This window comes from Alteraurantiacibacter lauratis (genome assembly GCF_037154155.1).
In the GTDB taxonomy this organism is placed as follows: Bacteria; Pseudomonadota; Alphaproteobacteria; order Sphingomonadales; family Sphingomonadaceae; genus Alteraurantiacibacter; species Alteraurantiacibacter lauratis.
The window spans coordinates 1-17,681 of sequence record NZ_JBANRN010000005.1 but is presented as its reverse complement, the minus strand read 5'-3'; the positions used below and the strand labels follow the sequence as shown (position 1 = coordinate 17,681).

The window sequence follows — 17,681 nt, the reverse complement described above, 5'->3', positions numbered from 1 at the left end:
GCCATGACTGGATGCTGGAACGATTTCAACGACGCCAAGCAGAACACCCATCTCATCCCCAAGGGCACGCTGGCCAAGGTGCGCCTGACGATCCGTCCGGGCGGATTCGATGATCCGGCGCAGGGCTGGACCGGCGGATACGCCACACGGGGGACCACCGGCTCGGTCTATCTCTCGGGCGAGTTCACGGTTCTCGGAGGGCCCTTCGCCCGGCGCAAGATCTTCACCCTGATCGGGCTCTACAGCCCCAAGGGGCCGGACTGGGCGAACATGGGCCGCAGCCTGATCCGCGGCATGCTCAACTCTGCGCGCGGCATTTCGGACAAGGACACGTCCGCTCAGGCCCAGGCCGCCCGTCGCATCAGCGGCTTTGCCGATCTCGACGGGCTCGAGTTCGTGGCGCGGATCGACATCGGCACCGACACCAACGGCGAGGAGAAAAACGAGATCCGCGCGGCCGTGACGCCGGATCACAAGGAGTATGCCGCTCTCATGGGTGGCGTGCCCGGTGTAGCAGCGCAGCCGCAGGCTCAGCCTTCCCAGCCCTCCATGCCGCAGTCTTCGAAGCCGGCGGCGGGCACGCGCCCGTCCTGGGCGCAGTGAGGCGGCCATGCTGCTGCGTCCCCGCCAGAAGCAGTTCGTCGAGCGCAGTCTTGCCGCGCTCGATGCGCACGGCAACACACTCGGTGTCGCCCCGACCGGAGCCGGCAAGACGATCATGCTCTCGGCGGTCACTGGTGCGACGATCGCTGGCGGCGCCAAGGCCTGCGTGCTCGCCCACCGCGACGAGCTGACCGCGCAGAACCGCAGCAAGTTCGGCCGGGTGAACCCGAAGATCACGACCTCGGTCGTCGATGCGAAGGAGAAGTCGTGGGCTGGACAGGTCACCTTCGCCATGGTGCCGACGCTGGCGCGCGCCGGTAATCTCGGCCAGCTGCCTGCGCTCGACCTCCTGGTGATCGACGAGGCGCACCACGCGGCCGCCGACAGCTATCGCCGCATCATCGACGCCGCGCTCCAGCGCAATCCCATGTGCCGGATCTACGGTGTCACGGCGACGCCCAACCGAGGCGACAAGCGCGGTCTGCGCCTGGTGTTCTCGAACGTCGCCGACCAGATCCGGATCGGGGAGCTCATCGCGTCGGGGCATCTCGTGCCGCCGCGCACCTTCGTGATCGACGTCGGCGTCCAGGACCAGCTCACCAAGGTGCGCCGCACGGCCGACGATTTCGACATGGCCGAGGTCGACGCGATCATGAACCGGTCGCCGGTCACGGACGCCGTTATCCGCCACTGGCGGGAAAAGGCGGGCGAGCGCCAGACGGTGGTGTTCTGCTCGACCGTGGACCACGCGCGCAACGTGACCGCCGCCTTCAACGCGGCCGGTGTCGCCGCCGGGCTGATCCACGGCGACATGGCCGATAGCGACCGCAAGACGACCCTTGCGGCCTATGCCGCCGGCGAACTGCGGGTCGTCGTCAATGTCGCGGTGCTGACCGAGGGGTGGGATCACCCGCCCACCTCATGCGTCGTGCTGCTGCGGCCGAGCTCCTACAAGTCGACCATGATCCAGATGGTCGGTCGGGGCCTGCGCACGGTCTCGCCCGAGGAGCATCCCGGCATCATCAAGACCGACTGCATCGTGCTCGACTTCGGCACGTCGACCCTGCTGCACGGATCGCTGGAGCAGGACGTCGACCTGGACGGTCGCGAACCTACCGGCGAAGCGCCGACCAAGGATTGCCCGGACTGCGGCGCCATCGTGCCGCTCGCCACCATCGAATGCCCGCTTTGCGGGCATGTCTGGGAGCGTCCCGAAGGCGGCGAAGCAACGCCGCTCGGTGACTTCGTGATGACCGAGATCGACCTGCTGAAGCGGTCGAGTTTCCGCTGGTGTGACCTCTTCGGCGACGATGCCGCGCTCATCGCCAACGGCTTCAATGCCTGGGGCGGTGTCTTCTTCCTGAACGGCCGTTGGTACGGCATCGGAGGCCTCCAGAAGCAGCGGCCGCATCTGTTGGCCGTGGGCGAGCGCACCGTCTGTCTGGCAGCGGCTGACGACTGGCTCAACGAGCATGAGAGCGACGAGAGCGCCCACAAGACCCGCCGCTGGCTGAACCAGCCGCCCACCGACCGGCAGCTCGCCTTCCTGCCGCCGGAGTCCCGGCAGGACTTCGGGCTCACCCGCTACCAGGCCTCGGCGCTGCTGGCCTTCCGGTTCAACCGCGACGCCATCCGCTCCCTCGTCTTCGGCGCGGCCGATGCCGCGCCCGAAGCAGCCATCGGGAGGGCGGCATGAGCCATGGCTTCTGTTTCCCCTACCACGGCCGAGGAACGGCGGCGGCTCTGGCATCCGCGTGGAAGGCTCTGTGCTGTTTGCCGGCGACCCACCCGTGGCTTTGGCTGGTTCGATCCGGTGCCATCGAACTGGCCGCGCCCCTCGGTCTGGTTCTGCTCGATGGCCTGCCAGGGCTTCTGGACGCGCTTGGCGCGGGAGCGCTGGGCCATGGTTGATCTCACCGAACAGGAGAAGGCGGCGATCCGCGCCGCCATGAAGCCGGTCGCCGAAATCATGGAGGAGATCGGCTGGCAGACGCGCTTCTCCGATCTCTCGGAGGCGCAGGTGCTCACGCTCATCGAGGTCGCCGTCGGCGGCTTCCAGGACGCCATGCACGCCATTGCTGCTGAAGACGAGGATGTGCCGTTCTGATGCTCGACTACAACCGCCGCCCCACCTGCGCCGAACGCATCAATGCGGTGATCGACGAGGCGATCGCTGCTGAACGCGCGGCGGTTGCGCCCAGGACCTACCTCGGCGGCTCCCGCCTCGGGCACCCGTGCGAACGCGCTCTGCAATTCGAGTTCACGGGGGCGCCAAAGGATGAGGGCCGGGAGTTCTCCGGCCAGACGCTGCGGATCTTCGAGATCGGACACGCGCTCGAAGATCTTGCCATCGGCTGGCTGCGCGGTGCCGGGTTCGATCTCTTTACCCGCAAGGGCAACCGTCCGGACGGCGAGCAATTGGCTGGCGCCGACTTTCAGTTCGGCTTCTCGGTCGCGGGTGGCCGCATCCGCGGTCATGTCGATGGGATCATTGCCGCTGCTCCGCAGCAGCTGGGCATCGGCGTTCCCGCGCTCTGGGAATGCAAGACGATGAACGCCAGGAACTGGCGCGAGACCGTGGCCAAGGGCGTGGTTGTCGCGAAGCCGGTCTACGCCGCCCAGATCGCCCTCTACCAGGCCTACATGGAGCCGCAGGTCCCCGGCATCTCCGACAATCCAGCGCTCTTCACCGCCATCAACAAGGACACCGCCGAACTGCACCACGAACTCGTGCCGTTCGACGCAGGGCTCGCCCAGCGTATGAGCGACCGCGCCGTGCGGATCCTTCAGGCGAGCGATGCAGGGGATCTGCTGCCGCGCATCGCTACGAGCCGTGACTTCCACGAGTGCCGGATGTGCCCGTGGTCGGATCGCTGCTGGGGGCTGGCGGCATGAGCGAGAACAAAGTCGTCTCCCTCGACGCTTGGCGCGACTTCAACGACGCTACGCCGCAGTCCGATCCGTTCGACATCGAGCCGGATCCAGAGCAGATCGCCGTCTTTCTCGACGTCGTCTTCGGTTATTGCGAGGGCTGGGTTCCGCTGCGCGGGTTCGTGGACAAGGGCCAAGGCCCAAAGAAATCTGAAGATGGCCGTGCGGAGCACGGCGGGGGCCGACCCCACAACGCCTGGATCGAGATCGACGACAGTTTGCTGGAGAAGGCGGTTTCCTTTGCCGGTTGGGCAGCACGCGAAGGGGCGGCCTTCTATGTGGTGCCGGGTACGGTCGCCGAGACCGGCAAGGCCAAGGCCGCCGATGTCCAGCAGATGCAGACGGTCCTGGTCGACCTCGACGCCGGAGACATTGCGGCCAAGCTCGACCACCTCATCCGTCATCTCGGCGAGCCGACACTTCTCGTCGAAAGCGGCGGCCGGACGCCGGAAGGTCTCGACAAGCTGCATGTGTGGTGGCGCTTGAGCGAACCGGCCGAGGGCGAGGACCTCGCGCTGGTGTGCCGCTTGCGTGGCGACATCGCGGTCAAGGTCGGCGGCGACACGCATTTCCGCTCGGCCCACCAGCCGATCCGCCTGGCCGGCTCCGTCTATCACAAGGGCGGGTTCAAGCGGCTGGTCAACATCCGCCGCCATAGCCCGCGGGTCGAGGTCCATCTGCACGACTTCGCCGAGATGGTCGATGCCATGCCGCCGCTTTCCGGGGTCGGATCCGAGCCAGGCCCATCTTCGGACAAACCCTCGATCACCGATGTCCTGACGACACCGGTCCGCGAAGGCGGCTCGGACGACTGGACGCGCTTCCAGGGGGCGAGCGCCGCGATCGGCCACTACGTCCGCATGGCGCACGAGGGCCGCATGAGCCGCGACGACGCGTGGGAGGCGATCTGCCAGTACAACGCCGCCCAGCTCCGTCCCAGCTGGCCGCTCGAACGTCTCGCCTCGGAAGCACAGCGCCTCTGGCGGCTGCACGAAGAGCGCCACGGACCGGCCCTCGAACGGATCGCTGTTCCGCCGATGTCCGCGCTTCCGGTTTTCACGCTCGGCGCACTGCTCGACGACGTGAGCCCGATGCCCGAGGACATCATCGCTCCGCGGCTGCTGACGCCCGGCGGGATGCTGGTGCTCGGCGGCGCCCCCAAGGTCGGCAAGAGCGATTTCCTGATCAGTCTGCTCGTCCACATGGCGGCGGGCGTGCCGTTCCTCGGCTTCGCGCCAAGCCGGCCCTTGCGGATCTTCTATCTGCAGGCGGAGATTCAATACCACTACCTGCGCGAACGCCTTCAGGCGATCCGGATCGATCCGGCGCTCCTGGCCGCGGCGCGCGACAATCTCGTCGCCACGCCGAAGGTCCGCATGCTGCTCGACGCCGGCGGCGTGGGCCTGACCATCGCCGCGGTTCGCGCCCACTACGGCCATGGCGCTCCCGATATCCTCTGCATCGACCCGATCCGCAATCTCTTCGATGGGGGTCCGGACGGCGGCGGGGAGAACGACAACACCGCGATGCTCTTCTTCCTGCAAGAGCGGGTCGAAGCGCTGCGGGACGCCGTAGCCCCGGATGCCGGCCTGATCCTCTGCCATCACACCCGCAAGACCACGAAGAAACAGCTCGTCGAGGACCCGTTCATGGCGCTCTCGGGCGCGGGCAGCCTCCGCAGCTTCTACACCTCCGGCGTGATCATGCACCGTCCCGACGAGGGCCGGCCGGAGCGGATGCTGCATTTCGAGCTGCGCAACGGCCCCGGCATCGAGCCGATGATCATCGACAAGGCCGACGGGCGCTGGGTCGTGGTGGACCGCTCTGGCGAGCGCCTCGTGCGCCGCGAATTTGGCGAGAAGCTGGACGCCGAACGGACCCGGAAACACGACGTGATCCTTCAACTGCTCTTCGATGAGGCCGAGGCCGGCCGACTCTACACCGCGCTGCAGTTCGCCGAGAGCTTCGAGAACCAGGCCGGGCTCGGCGGCAAGGACACGATCCGCGAACGGATCAGCGTGCTGGCGACGAAGGGTTTCATCAAGTTCGTTCGCGATGGCGCGCCGTTCGGCCTGCCAATCTCGCGCTCGAAGTTCGGCTATCTCTGCGTCGAGGGCATGACGTTCCCGACCGGAGAAGAGACGGCAGACCCCGACACCGGCGAGGTCGTGCCCGTCCGGATCCCGGTCCTTCCCAGCACCTACAAATGCCCACAGAGCGGCGCGGCGCTGCCGGTCGAGAACCCCCTGGTCTGGGTCTATCAGACGGAGGAGACCTCGTGATGTGGCAGCCCATCCCGATTACGCGGACTTACGCAGGATCAAGTTGTGGCAAGTTGCGGCGAGCTGGGCGGCCAGCTTCCCAACTACTTTCGTTGCTTTTCGCGCCGCCGCGTGCCGTCCAGCCGTCCCGCGCACAATCAAGTTGGGAACGCGCGTCACAACTACCTTTGTTCCGGCTCGCGCTCCCACGCGATTTTGCGCAGATTCAAGTTGGGAAAGGATCGGTTGTCGCGGCCCTCCACAACTTGAATTTCTCCATCATTCACAATGCTTTGTCCTTCCCCAGAAGTTGTGGGGGTGAAAGCCACCCCCTTCGGGGGTGGGGGAGAACGCCGCAGGCGGGTTCTCCCACTCCCACCCCCAGGGGCTTCGCGCACGCACGGCGTGCAGGACCTCTCATCCGCAACAGCACACGAAAAGGATCGACCCGCATGAGCTTGCATCCATCACCCGTCCTTGTAGCCGACCGCCCACCTGCGCCCGTCGCCTCTGCGGATGCGGGCGGCGCCATCCTCGCGCTCGATCTCGGCACCAGAACGGGCTGGGCGCTGCGCACCTGCGATGGGTGCATCGTCTCCGGCACCGAGGACTTCCGATCCCGTCGTTTCGAAGGCGGCGGCATGCGCTACCTGCGCTTTGCCGACTGGCTCATCGAGCTGGCGATGCTGTCGCGAGGCATCGGCCGCGTCGTCTTCGAGGAGGTCCGGCGACATGCCGGAACCGACGCCGCGCACATCTATGGCGGCTTCCTCGCCACACTGAGCGCCTGGTGCGAGAGGGAGGGCGTTGCCTACCAGGGTGTCCCAGTCGGCACGATCAAGCGCTTCGCCACGGGCAAGGGCAATGCCGGCAAGGATGCTGTCGTCGCTGCCATTCGCCAGCGGGGCTTCCAGCCCGCTGACGACAACGAGGCCGACGCCATCGCGATCCTGCTCTGGGCCATGGAGACCCGAGGAGGCGTGCTGTGAAGTGGACACCGAGCCTCGTCGAGGAACGTCTCGCGGAAGCGGCCTTCGTGCTCAAGCGCCTGCCCGAACCCCGGCGGCAGGGATATTTCAGCGTCTGGCCGGAGGTCATCCATAGCTTCGCCGACAAGGTCGGACAGGAGCCGAAGCCGATGCGCGTCATCCCGTCACCCGCCGCGATCAGCCGGATGGAGGAGACGCTCAGCTGGACGGTGGGGCTCGATCCGATCGACGGCAAGATTGTCTGGCTGCGCGCCTACGGCGAGCGCTGGAAAACCATCTGCTGGACCGTGGGATTGCAGCGCTCGGCGGCGCACGAGCACTGGCTCTACGCGCTCTGCGTGATCGCGTGGCGGCTGAATCAGCGGAAAGTCCCGCGACTCCGGTCGCGGCGCTACGTGATTGAAATGGTTAAGGAGGCTTGCGACGATCCCGCTGGACATCCCAATTAACTTCTTGTCCGTACGTTGTCCGTATGATATGGAATCTGGGACAGGAGATCAGCCATGCCCGCAGCCGAAGCCAAGTCCGAACGTATCGAGGTGCGCACCACGCCGAGCATGAAGGCGCTGCTGCAGCGAGCGGCCACGTTTTCGCACAAGAACGTGACGGAGTTCCTGCTCGAAGCGGGCATCCATGCCGCCGAGGAAGCGCTGGTCGATCGGCGCTTGTTCCGGCTGGACGACGCCCAGTGGCAAGCCTTCCAGGATGTTCTCGACCGTCCCGTCCAGAGCAAGCCGCGCCTCGCCAAACTGCTCGCCAAGAAGAGCGTGCTTGAGTGACGGCGGAGGACCAAGCGTTCTCTGCCGTCCGAAAGCTCGACGCTTCCCATAGCGTTGACGCGTTTGATTGCGGCAAAGAGCCCCTGAATCGATTCCTGCAACGCCACGCGCTGGTCAGCCAGAAAGCGGGCAGCGCTCAGACCTATGTCGTTTGTCACGAAGGGCAGCGCGTCGTGGGCTACTACAGCCTCGCGGTCGGCGCCGTCGAACATGGCGATGCGCCTGGTCGGGTCGGCAAGGGGCTGGCTCGTCACCCGATTCCGGTGATGCTCCTCGCTCGTCTTGCCATCGACCGATCCGAGCAGGGAAAGGGACTGGGCAAGGGGTTGCTCAAGGACGCGCTGCTCCGCACGGCCCAAGCGGCCGAGATTGCTGGTATCCGAGCACTGCTCGTACATGCCAAGGACGACGAAGCGCGCGCCTGGTATGAGGCGCTTGACTTCGAGCCAAGCCCGACCGACCCGTATCATCTCTTCCTGCTGATGAAAGATCTGCGAGCGCTCCTCGGCGAGTGACCGCAATCTCGCGAAGCGAGGCGGAAAGTGTCCGCCGGACACTTTTCGAAGAGACGAAAACCCCGGTTCTTGGGTAGATTCTGGCTATCCTCGGGAGAGGCGCGCGCGTCGCGGCCTTGGTCCCGCTTCCAGACGAGTTCGCGGGTCCTTCCTGGCGGAAATCGTATGCTGGCGGGCGAGGCGCGGCGTTTGGCTTGGCATGGGCCGATTTTCTGGGAAGCCACCCCCTACTGACGGAAGCCACCGGCCGTCCGATGGTCGCAGAAAGACGCGTGATTTCCGTTGGATAGCCGAAGGCCCGGGCTGGCTTCCGGGTGGCTTCCTGCTGGCCTGCAGAATCCACCCGGAGTCCACAGGCGATCCACCGTGGAATCCACCGCAGGATCCACTCTCCCGTTCGCCCAATCGAGCAAGCTGCCCATCGGCTGCATGCGCGTCGAGGCTTCGGCCGCTGAGCCAGCCTGGCCAATCAGCGGCCACCAGCGCCGGTGCCGCCGCTCCCGCGTTCCTGACCCCTCATCGGTTCCTCTTATCCATGACCCTTGCCTTTGCACCCGACCGGATCGAGACGTGGCCGCTCGCGCGCCTCAAGCCCTATGCCGGGAACGCGAAGCAGCATGGGGCCGAGCAGGTGGCGAAGATCGCCGCCAGCATGGCCGAGTTCGGCTGGACCGTGCCCTGCCTCGTGGCCGAGGACGGGGAGCTGATCGCGGGCCACGGCCGCGTTCTGGCGGCGAGCCAGCTCGGGCTGAAGGAGGCGCCGGTGATCGTGCTCGGGCATCTCACGCCCGCGCAGCGCCGGGCCTACCGCATCGCGGACAACAAGCTGACGGAACTCGGAAGCTGGGACGAGGCGTTGCTCTCCGCCGAGCTGCAGGGACTGCTGGCCGAGGACTTCGATCTGTCGCTGGTCGGCTTCTCCGACGGCGAACTCGACAAGCTCCTCGCGCTCGACCCGGACGCAGACGATGAAGACGGCGGGGCTGGCGGCTCGTTTCCGCCGGTGACCATCCCCGAGCCGCCGCGCAACCCGGCCTCACGCAGGGGCGATTTGTGGATCCTCGGGCACCACCGTCTGCTCTGCGGCGACAGCACCAACCATGAGGACGTCCGCCGCCTGATGAACGGCGAGCGCGCCGTGCTCTTTGCCACCGACCCGCCCTATCTCGTGGACTACGACGGCGCGAACCACCCGACGCGGAACAAGGACTGGTCGCAGTCCTATGGGGTGACCTGGGACGACAGTTCGCAGGGCGCGGAACTCTACGACGGCTTCATCGCCGCGGCCATTGCCGAGGCGATCACCGAGGATGCCGCGTGGTATTGCTGGCACGCGTCCCGCCGCCAGGCGATGCTGGAAGCCTGCTGGGAGAAGGCCGGCGCCTTCGTCCATCAGCAGATCATCTGGGTGAAGGACCGCGGCGTGCTCACCCGCTCGCATTATCTGTGGAAGCACGAGCCCTGCTTCATGGGCTGGCGCCGCCCGCACCGTCCGCCGAAGGTCGCCGAGGAGACGCTGCCCTCGACCTGGGAGATGGCCGTGCCTGCCGGCGAGGAGCGCCCCGATCATCCGACGCCCAAGCCGGTGGATGCCTTCGCCATCCCGATGCGCCAGCACGTCGAGCGCGGCGGGCTGTGCTACGAGCCGTTCTGCGGCTCGGGCACTCAGATCATGGCCGGTGAGGCCAACGGCCGGCGTGTCTTCGCGATGGAGATCAGCCCGGCCTATGTCGATGTCGCGATCGAACGCTGGCAGGCCGCCACGGGCCGCGAGGCGATCCTCGAGGGCAACGGGCGGACCTTTGCCGAGGTGAAAGCCGAGCGGTTGGGCGACGGCACGGAACCCATGGCCGATACGCCGGACATGGACACCGCCCCTGAACCCGCGCGAAAGCGCAAGACCGCCGCGTGACATGCATGACTTGGCTTTACCTTCCTCCGGAGACGATTCCGGAGCGGGAGATGCGTGCCTGTTCGGCCTCTCCCTCTGCTCCGGCGCAGGCGGTCTCGACCTTGGGCTCGCCATCGCCATCCCCGGATATCGTGCTGTGGGCCATGTCGAACGGGAAACCTACGCCGCAGCCACTCTCGTGGCGCGGATGGAAGACGCGTCCCTGGATCAGGCTGTTGTCTGGGACGATGTTGGCACCTTCGACGGCCGCCCGTGGCGCGGCGCGGTGGACATCGTCACTGCGGGCTATCCGTGCCAGCCGTTCTCCGTCGCGGGCAAGCGCCGGGGTGCCGACGACCCACGCCACCTCTGGCCTCATGTCGCCCGTATCATCGGCGAGGTCGAGCCGCCCTTCGTCTTCCTCGAAAATGTCGCCCATCATCTCCGCCTCGGTTTCCCCGAAGTCGCCGCAGGACTGGTCGGCATGGGCTACCGCCTTGCGGCGGGCCTCTTCACAGCGGCGGAAGTCGGCGCTCCCCACAAACGCGAGCGTCTGTTCATCCTCGCCATTCGCGAGGGGGACGAGCTGGCCGACCCCGCGCGCCTGCTCTGGAACCCGGTCGAGTGGCGGGAACCGGACGGAACTGCTGCGGCTCTGGCCGACGCCCCGCGCCAGCGCCAACGAAAACCGGCAGACGAAGCCGACGCCCTCGCAGGCAGCGGGGCAGCACGGCATGAACCTCGCGACGACGGCCGCGTTGTGGCCGACGCCGCAGACCGACAGCTTTCGCAGCCGAGGTGGGGAAAGGAAGGACGAGAAGGGTCTGGACCGGATGGCGCGGGATTGGCCGACGCCGATGGCGAACGACGGCTGCAAGCCGAGCGCGGGCAACCGCAGGAGTGCCGACCTGACCCATGCGGCGGGGATGTGGATGACGCCGACGGCGCGGGATCACAAGGATGGGGCGACGACATTGGCGAACACACCGGTGAACGGCCTGCTTGGCCGCCAGGTCCTGGTGACGTCGATGGCTGGGCGCGATATCTCGCCATCGCCCCGGACCTTGAACCCGCTGTTCGTCGAGGCGCTGATGGGCTGGCCCACCGGGTGGACCGGCTTCGGCTCTGTGGCAATGGCGTGGTCCCGCTGGTTGCAGCGCATGCGCTGCGAACTCTGGCGGCTGAACTGCTGGGCGATGGATGAGGCAGAGGCATGAAGCAATCCCGCCTCATGTCGCTGGTCGAGTCCCTTGCCAACGTCGCCGTCGGCTACGGCGTCGCGGTCGTCACGCAGGTCCTGATCTTTCCGATCTTCGGCCTGTATGCGACGCTGGCGCAGAACCTGATGATCGGCGCCATGTTCACGCTGGTGAGCCTTGCGCGCTCCTATGCGCTGCGGCGGCTGTTCGAGCAGCTGCGGGAGCGCCAGGCGCTGGGGCAAGGATCGGCAAGGCCTGATCGGTCGGTGACATGACTGCCAACGGAACTCCCGCACCCATGGGCATGAGCGAGCGGCAATATGCGGCGCATGCCGGGATCTCGCGCGGCGCGGTGCAGAAGGCGCGCGCCGCCGGGCGGCTGGTGCTGCATCCCGACGGCTCGATCGATGCCGCCGCTTCCGATGTGCGCCGCGCCGAGGCCACCGATCCGGCCAGATCCCGCCGCGGCCCGGCAGAGCGCGTCAGGCCCGTGCCCGAGGCCGCCGTCGCCGCCGTGGGCGAGACCCTGCGCGAGCAGGGGCTGGCCGCGCCGCCGGCGAACAGTGGAATGACCTTCCTCCAGGCGCGCACCGCCAACGAGGTGCTGAAAGCCCAGGAGCGGCGCATCCGGCTGCAGAAGCTGAAGGGCGAGCTGGTCGAGCGCGCCCGGGCCGAGGCGCTGGTCTTCCGTCTGGCGCGCGAGGAGCGCGAGGCATGGGTCACCTGGCCGGCGCGGGTGGCGGCGCTGATGGCGGCCGAGCTCTCGGCCGCGTGCAGCGAGGAGGTGAACGTGGAGGTGGCGGCGATGCAGAAAATCCTGGAGGACCATGTCCGCAGCCACCTCGAGGAGCTTGCCGCCCCACGGGCCCCCGACCTCACCTGAGGCGCGCGCGGCGGGCGAGGCCTTCGCCGGCGCGGCTGACATCCTGCGCGCCTGGGCACGCGGTCTCGCGCCCGATCCGCTGCTCGCGGTCTCCGCCTGGGCCGATCGCCACCGGATGCTCGCCGCGCGCGCCTCGGCCGAGCCGGGGCGCTATCGCACGGCGAGAACGCCCTACATGCGCGAGATCATGGACCGGCTCGGTCCGCACGATCCGGTGCAGCGGGTGGTGTTCATGAAGGCCGCGCAGGTGGGCGCGACCGAGGCCGGCAACAACTGGATCGGCTATGTCATCCACCAGGCGCCGGGGCCGATGCTCGCGGTTCAGCCCACGGTGGAGCTGGCCAAGCGCCATTCGCGCCAGCGCATCGATCCGCTGATCGCCGAGAGCCCGGCGCTGCGGGAGCGGGTGAAGCCTGCCCGGTCCCGCGATGCCGGCAACACCATGCTGTCCAAGGAGTTCGCGGGCGGCATCCTGATCATGACGGGGGCCAACTCGGCCGTGGGCCTGCGCTCGATGCCGGCGCGCTACATCTTCCTCGACGAGATCGACGCCTATCCGGCCTCGGCCGACGAGGAGGGCGATCCGGTGAGCCTCGCCGAGGCGCGCTCGCTCACCTTCGCCCACCGGCGCAAGGTGCTGCTGGTCTCGACGCCCACCATCCGCGGGGTGAGCCGGATCGAGCGCGAGTTCGAGGCCTCCGACCAGCGCCGCTACTTCGTGCCCTGCCCGCATTGCGGGGCGATGCAGTGGCTGAAGTTCGAGCGGCTGCGCTGGCACAAGGGCCAGCCCGAGACGGCGGAATATGTCTGCGAGGGCTGCGAGGCGCCCATCGCCGAGCACCACAAGACGGCGATGCTGGAAGCCGGCGAATGGCGCGCCACCGCGACCGCCGCCGATCCTGCCACGACCGGCTACCATCTCTCGGCGCTCTACTCGCCGGTGGGCTGGCTGAGCTGGGCGCGGATCGCGCGCAGCTGGGAGGCGGCGCAAGGCTCTGACGAGGCGATCAAGGTGTTTCGCAACACCGTGCTGGGCGAGACCTGGGTCGAGAGCGGCGAGGCGCCCGACTGGCAGCGGCTCTACGATCGCAGGGAAAGCTGGCCGGCCGGCACCGTGCCCGCGGGCGGGCTGTTCCTGACCGCTGGGTCCGACGTGCAGAAGGACCGCATCGAGGTCGATGTCTGGGCCTGGGGCCGCGGCCTCGAAAGCTGGCTCGTTGATCATATCGTCATCGAGGGCGGGCCGGACCGGCAGGAAGCCTGGGAGCGGCTGAGCGCGCTCCTCGACCGCCCCTGGCCGCACGAGCACGGCGCGCAGCTGCGCATCGCCCGGCTCGCGATCGACACGGGCTACGAGGCCCCGGCGGTCTATGCCTGGGCGCGCAGCGTCGGCTTTGCCCAGGTCGCCGCCGTCAAGGGGGTGGAGGGGTTCAACCGCTCCAGCCCGGTCTCGGGGCCCACCTATGTCGATGCCACCGAGAACGGGCGGCGCCTGCGGCGCGGCGCGCGGCTGTGGACCGTCGCGGTCTCGAGCTTCAAGGCCGAGACCTACCGCTTCCTGCGGCTCGCGCGCCCGACTGCCGAGGAGCGCGCGGCCGGCGCCGGCTTCCCGCCGGGCACGATCCATCTGCCCGACTGGATCGAGAGCGAGTGGCTGCGCCAGCTCACCGCCGAGCAGCTGGTCACCGTGCGCAACCGGCGCGGCTTTGCCCGGCTCGAATGGCAGAAGCTGCGCGAGAGGAACGAGGCGCTCGACTGCCGGGTCTACGCCCGCGCTGCCGCCTGGATCGCCGGCGCCGACCGCTGGGGGGAAGCCCGGTGGCGCGATCTCGAAGGCCAGGTGGGTTCGCTCGATCGGTGTGCCCCGGTGGCGCCAGAGACTGCTGGTTCTCACCACGGCACGCCAGGGATCGCCTCCGCGGGTCTGGTGCGACGCGCGCCAGCCCGGCGCGGCCGACGGGTGATCACGCCCAGCTATCTCGTTTGAGACCAGGACCATGACGCTTGAGGACATGATCGCGCGCCGCGATGCGCTGCTCGCCGCCCGTTGGCGCGGCGTGCGCACCGTCGAGATCGAGGGGCGCCGCATCACCTATGCGAGCGATGCCGAAATGGCCTCCGCCCTCGGCGACCTCGAACGGCGGATCGCCGAGGCGCAGACCGGCGCGCGCCGCCGCATCGTTCGCACGACGGCAACCAAGGGGCTGTGACCCGTGCTGGAATCGATCACACGGTGGCGCCGCCGCATCGGCGCGCTGGTGGGCGGCTTCGAAGCGGGGCAGGCAAGCCGCAGGCTGCGGCACTTCCAGCCGAGCCGGGCGCATCTCAACACGCTGATCGCGGCTGCCGGCGCCGACATCACCGCGCGCGCCCGCTGGCTGGTGCGCAACAATGGCTATGCGGCGAACGCGATCGAGAGCTGGGCCGGGAATGTGGTGGGCAACGGCATCAAGCCGTCCTCGCTGATCGCTGACGCTGATCTCAAGGCGCGCGTGCAGCGGCTTTGGCTCGACTGGACCGACGACAGTGATGCGGAGGGGTTCACCGATTTCTATGGCCTGCAACGGCGCGCCGCGCGCGAGGTGTTCATCGCCGGCGAGGTGTTCCTCCGCTTCCGTCCGCGCCGGCCCGAGGACGGGCTCGTGGTGCCGCTGCAGCTGCAGATGATCCCCTCCGAGATGCTGCCGCTCAGCCGCAACGAGCAGCTTCCCGGCGGCAATGTCGTCCGCCAGGGCATCGAGTTCGATGGCATCGGCAGGCGCGTCGCCTATCACTTCCTGCGCCGGCACCCGGGCGACGTGACCGATCCGGGGCTCATGGGCGAGACCGTTCGTGTTCCTGCATCCGAGGTCATCCACGTGATCGATCCGGTCGATGCCGGGCAGCTGCGGGGCGTCTCGCGCTTCGCGCCGGGGATCGTGAAACTGTTCCTGCTCGACCAGTACGACGATGCCGAGCTCGACCGGAAGAAGGTCGCGGCGATGCATGCGCTCTTCATCACCACGCCGGCACCGGCCGAGCCCTTTGACATCGCCGAGAGCGACGAGAGCGGCGAGCGGACGATGGATCTGCAGCCCGGCCAGATCGTGATGCTGGAGCCGGGCGAGGAGGTGCAGACCTCGGCGCCGGCGGATGTCGGGCAGACCTACGAGCCGTTCCAGTACCGCACGCTCCTGCAGGTCTCGGCGGCGCTCGGCATTCCGTACGCATATCTGTCGAACGACATGTTGAAGGCGAACTACTCGAACTCGCGCCTCGCGCTCCTCGAGTTCCGCCGCCGCATCGAGGCCTATCAGCATTCGGTCATGGTCTGGCAGATCTGTCGGCGCGTCTGGGCGCGCTGGATGGATACGGCGGTCATGGCCGGCACTCTCGACCTTCCCGATTACGAGGCGCGCCGCCGTGACCACATTGCCTGTTCCTGGCTGCCGCCCAAATGGGACTGGGTCGATCCGCTGAAGGATGCCCGCGCCGAGATCGAGCAGATCGAGGCGGGGCTCAAGAGCCGCACCCAGGCGCTCGCCGAGCGCGGCTATGACGCCGACCAGGTCGACGCCGAGATCGCTGCGGACCGTGCGCGAGAGCGCCAGCTCGGGCTTGCCTTTGGCAAGGCGTCCATCCCAACCGACCCGTCCGGGACGGATGAATCCGTCCCCGCGACGGAAGCGCAATCTCTCGACACCTGAGGAGGTCGTGATGACCGAACGGACGTTCACGATCGATGCGGTCTGCGCGGCCACGGGCGTCAGCCCGGCGTGCATCCACAAATGGATCAATCTGCAATATGTCAATCCGATCCATCCGACGCGGCGCGGCGTTCACCGTCCCTTCACGCTCCGGGACGCCATCCATCTGGCTGCGATCAAACAGTTGCAGGTACTGGGGCTTCCCGTGTCGCGTGCGGCTACGATCATCGGTCACTCGCCCTTGGAGACGGCGGGGCAGGATGTTCTGACCGCCCGCATCGGCGACGCAGAAATTCGCCTCGACATGACCGCGATCGCCGCGCGCGTCCGTACGAGGCTCCTCGCCTAAGGACGTGCCAATGATGCATCGGTCCTATCTCGCTCGGCTCTTGGGCCAGCCGCTGGCGATCGCGCCGCGCGCGCTCGACGGACTGCTCGCCGCCGATCTGACCGTCCATGCGCGATCTGCAATCACGCCGATCCTCCCCGACGCCGATCGGGCGGCATCGCGTGGCTTCACGGTGACCGAGAGCGGCATCGCCGTGGTGCCGGTGCTCGGACCGCTGGTGGGCCGGGGCGACTGGCTGACGGCGCTCTTCGGCGCGACCGACTATGGCGCGATCGGCAGCGCCGTCGCGGCGGCCTTCGCGGAGCCCTCGGCCCGCGCCGTGCTGCTCGAGCTCGACTCGCCGGGCGGCGAGGTCGGCGGTCTGTTCGATCTGGTCGATCGCCTCGTGTCCCTGCGCGAAGCCGCGCAGAAGCCGCTCTGGGCGGTGGCGAGCGAAAGCGCGCTGTCGGCCGCCTTCGCCATCGCGAGCGCCGCCGACCGTCTCTACGTTACCCGCACCGGTGAGGTCGGCTCGGTCGGCGTCGTCGCCATCCATGTCGACGAGAGCGCCGCCGACGCGATGGCCGGCCTCAAGTGGACGCTCATCCACGCGGGCGCGAAGAAGGTCGATGGCAATCTCCACGAGCCGCTCTCGCCTGAGGCCTTCGCCGACATCCAGGCCGATGTCGATGCGCTGCATGACGAACTCGTCGCGCTCATCGCGCGCAACCGGAACATGAGCCCGGACGCGGTCCGCGCAACACAGGCTGCCATCTATCGCGGCCGGCGCGGTATCGACATCGGTTTCGCGGACCGCTTGGGCAGCGTCGACCAGGCCCTCGCCGACCTCGCCGCGACGCTCGATCGACCGGTCCGAAGCCGGGGTCTCGCCCCGGCGAAGGCAGGCGCCCAGCGGCGCACCTCTGCCGTTCAACCTCCAAGGAGCAAGCTCGACATGACCACCGATACCGAAGTGGCGAACGATACAGCCGCCAACATCGAGACGGATGCGCCCGCCTCCAATCCTCCGGAATCCCAGGTGGACGACGGCCAGGCACCGGAACCTGCACCGGCGGCTCCCGTCTCCGCACCGGCTTCGCCCGAAGCCCCGGCTGAGGCTGCAGCCGAGCGGCTCCGGGCCGAATATGCCGAGATCGCCGCGATCGCCGCCCAAGGCGCCCGGCTGGGCGTCGCCATCGACGCCGCCGACGCCATGGCGAATGGAGTGGCGCCGCATGCGCTGCGAAGCTCCATCCTTGACGCCCTCGCGGCACGCGCTGAGGCGAGCTCTGTCGTCGCCGTGGCGCCGTCACCGGCCGGTTCGCCGGCATCGAACGGCGGCGACAGCCCCATCGTCCGCCGTGCGCGAGAGCGCGCCGCGACCACCAACCGCAACGCATGAGGAGGTGATCCATGCCCGCGCTGACCATGCCGCCCACGCTGGGCGATCTTCTCAAGTATGAGCTCAATGCGAGCTACTGCCGCGAGACCGTCACGCTCAAGGCCGGAACGAGCTATGCACTCGGTTCCGTGCTCGGGCGGATCACCGCTTCGGGCAAGTACCGGCTCTCGCCGGCGGCCCAGGTTGTCGGTGACGAGGGCGCGGAAGTCGCAAG

At 68.1% G+C, this 17,681-nt stretch carries 19 protein-coding genes and 1 pseudogene; all 20 read left to right on the top strand.

Going from position 1 to position 17,681, the window contains the following annotated elements:
• The first annotated feature begins 3 nt into the window (after positions 1–3).
• Positions 4–603 carry a hypothetical protein gene (locus WFP39_RS06345; protein ID WP_336918400.1) on the top strand — a complete coding sequence of 200 codons (600 nt, stop codon included), beginning with the start codon at positions 4–6 and terminating at the stop codon, positions 601–603.
• A 7-nt stretch (positions 604–610) separates the two neighbouring features.
• Positions 611–2,299: a DEAD/DEAH box helicase gene (locus WFP39_RS06340; RefSeq protein ID WP_336918399.1), complete on the top strand. Its 1,689-nt coding sequence runs from the start codon at positions 611–613 to the stop codon at positions 2,297–2,299.
• Between the two features lie 3 nt (positions 2,300–2,302).
• Positions 2,303–2,710: a DUF6511 domain-containing protein gene (locus tag WFP39_RS06335; protein WP_223181236.1), complete on the top strand. Its 408-nt coding sequence runs from the start codon at positions 2,303–2,305 to the stop codon at positions 2,708–2,710.
• Positions 2,710–3,498 (top strand): hypothetical protein, encoded by a 789-nt coding sequence (locus WFP39_RS06330; RefSeq protein ID WP_188236050.1) that lies wholly within the window; start codon positions 2,710–2,712, stop codon positions 3,496–3,498. The genes WFP39_RS06335 and WFP39_RS06330 overlap by 1 nt, the downstream gene beginning before the upstream one ends.
• Positions 3,495–5,816: an AAA family ATPase gene (locus WFP39_RS06325; RefSeq protein WP_336918398.1), complete on the top strand. Its 2,322-nt coding sequence runs from the start codon at positions 3,495–3,497 to the stop codon at positions 5,814–5,816. The genes WFP39_RS06330 and WFP39_RS06325 overlap by 4 nt, the downstream gene beginning before the upstream one ends.
• A gap of 431 nt (positions 5,817–6,247) precedes the next feature.
• Positions 6,248–6,784 (top strand): crossover junction endodeoxyribonuclease RuvC, encoded by a 537-nt coding sequence (locus WFP39_RS06320; RefSeq protein ID WP_336918397.1) that lies wholly within the window; start codon positions 6,248–6,250, stop codon positions 6,782–6,784.
• On the top strand, positions 6,781–7,233 hold the full coding sequence (locus WFP39_RS06315) for a DUF6362 family protein (RefSeq protein WP_336918395.1): 453 nt from the start codon (positions 6,781–6,783) through the stop codon (positions 7,231–7,233). Before WFP39_RS06320 ends, WFP39_RS06315 begins: the two co-directional genes overlap by 4 nt.
• Positions 7,234–7,287: 54 nt before the next feature.
• Complete coding sequence (locus WFP39_RS06310) at positions 7,288–7,563, top strand: type II toxin-antitoxin system TacA family antitoxin (RefSeq protein WP_086620131.1); 276 nt, start codon at positions 7,288–7,290, stop codon at positions 7,561–7,563.
• On the top strand, positions 7,560–8,078 hold the full coding sequence (locus tag WFP39_RS06305) for a GNAT family N-acetyltransferase (RefSeq protein WP_086620132.1): 519 nt from the start codon (positions 7,560–7,562) through the stop codon (positions 8,076–8,078). The genes WFP39_RS06310 and WFP39_RS06305 overlap by 4 nt, the downstream gene beginning before the upstream one ends.
• 535 nt (positions 8,079–8,613) lie before the next feature.
• A complete protein-coding gene (locus WFP39_RS06300; protein ID WP_027442681.1) occupies positions 8,614–9,990 on the top strand; it encodes a site-specific DNA-methyltransferase in 1,377 nt (458 codons plus the stop codon).
• A 1-nt stretch (position 9,991) separates the two neighbouring features.
• Positions 9,992–10,501: pseudogene (locus WFP39_RS15230) on the top strand (DNA cytosine methyltransferase); the annotation flags it as partial.
• 202 nt (positions 10,502–10,703) lie between these two features.
• Positions 10,704–11,186, top strand: coding sequence for a hypothetical protein (locus WFP39_RS06290; RefSeq protein ID WP_027442683.1), 483 nt, complete (start codon positions 10,704–10,706; stop codon positions 11,184–11,186).
• Positions 11,183–11,443, top strand: a complete 261-nt coding sequence (locus tag WFP39_RS06285) for a DUF7220 family protein (protein ID WP_051220904.1) — start codon at positions 11,183–11,185, stop codon at positions 11,441–11,443. The genes WFP39_RS06290 and WFP39_RS06285 overlap by 4 nt, the downstream gene beginning before the upstream one ends.
• Positions 11,444–11,472: 29 nt before the next feature.
• Positions 11,473–12,051 (top strand): elements of external origin, encoded by a 579-nt coding sequence (locus WFP39_RS06280; RefSeq protein ID WP_336918387.1) that lies wholly within the window; start codon positions 11,473–11,475, stop codon positions 12,049–12,051.
• The gene (locus WFP39_RS06275; RefSeq protein WP_336918386.1) at positions 11,996–14,038 is read left to right on the top strand and encodes a phage terminase large subunit family protein; all 2,043 of its coding nucleotides are present in this window, start codon (positions 11,996–11,998) and stop codon (positions 14,036–14,038) included. Before WFP39_RS06280 ends, WFP39_RS06275 begins: the two co-directional genes overlap by 56 nt.
• 10 nt (positions 14,039–14,048) lie before the next feature.
• Positions 14,049–14,261: a phage head-tail joining protein gene (locus WFP39_RS06270; protein WP_188236044.1), complete on the top strand. Its 213-nt coding sequence runs from the start codon at positions 14,049–14,051 to the stop codon at positions 14,259–14,261.
• A 3-nt stretch (positions 14,262–14,264) separates the two neighbouring features.
• Positions 14,265–15,737, top strand: coding sequence for a phage portal protein (locus WFP39_RS06265; protein ID WP_336918384.1), 1,473 nt, complete (start codon positions 14,265–14,267; stop codon positions 15,735–15,737).
• Positions 15,738–15,747: 10 nt separating this feature from the next.
• Positions 15,748–16,086 (top strand): MerR family transcriptional regulator, encoded by a 339-nt coding sequence (locus WFP39_RS06260; protein ID WP_188236042.1) that lies wholly within the window; start codon positions 15,748–15,750, stop codon positions 16,084–16,086.
• 10 nt (positions 16,087–16,096) lie between these two features.
• A complete protein-coding gene (locus WFP39_RS06255) occupies positions 16,097–17,467 on the top strand; it encodes a S49 family peptidase (RefSeq protein ID WP_336918382.1) in 1,371 nt (456 codons plus the stop codon).
• Between the two features lie 11 nt (positions 17,468–17,478).
• Positions 17,479–17,681 (top strand): head decoration protein (locus tag WFP39_RS06250; RefSeq protein WP_336918381.1); only part of this gene is annotated, 203 nt, incomplete at its 3' end.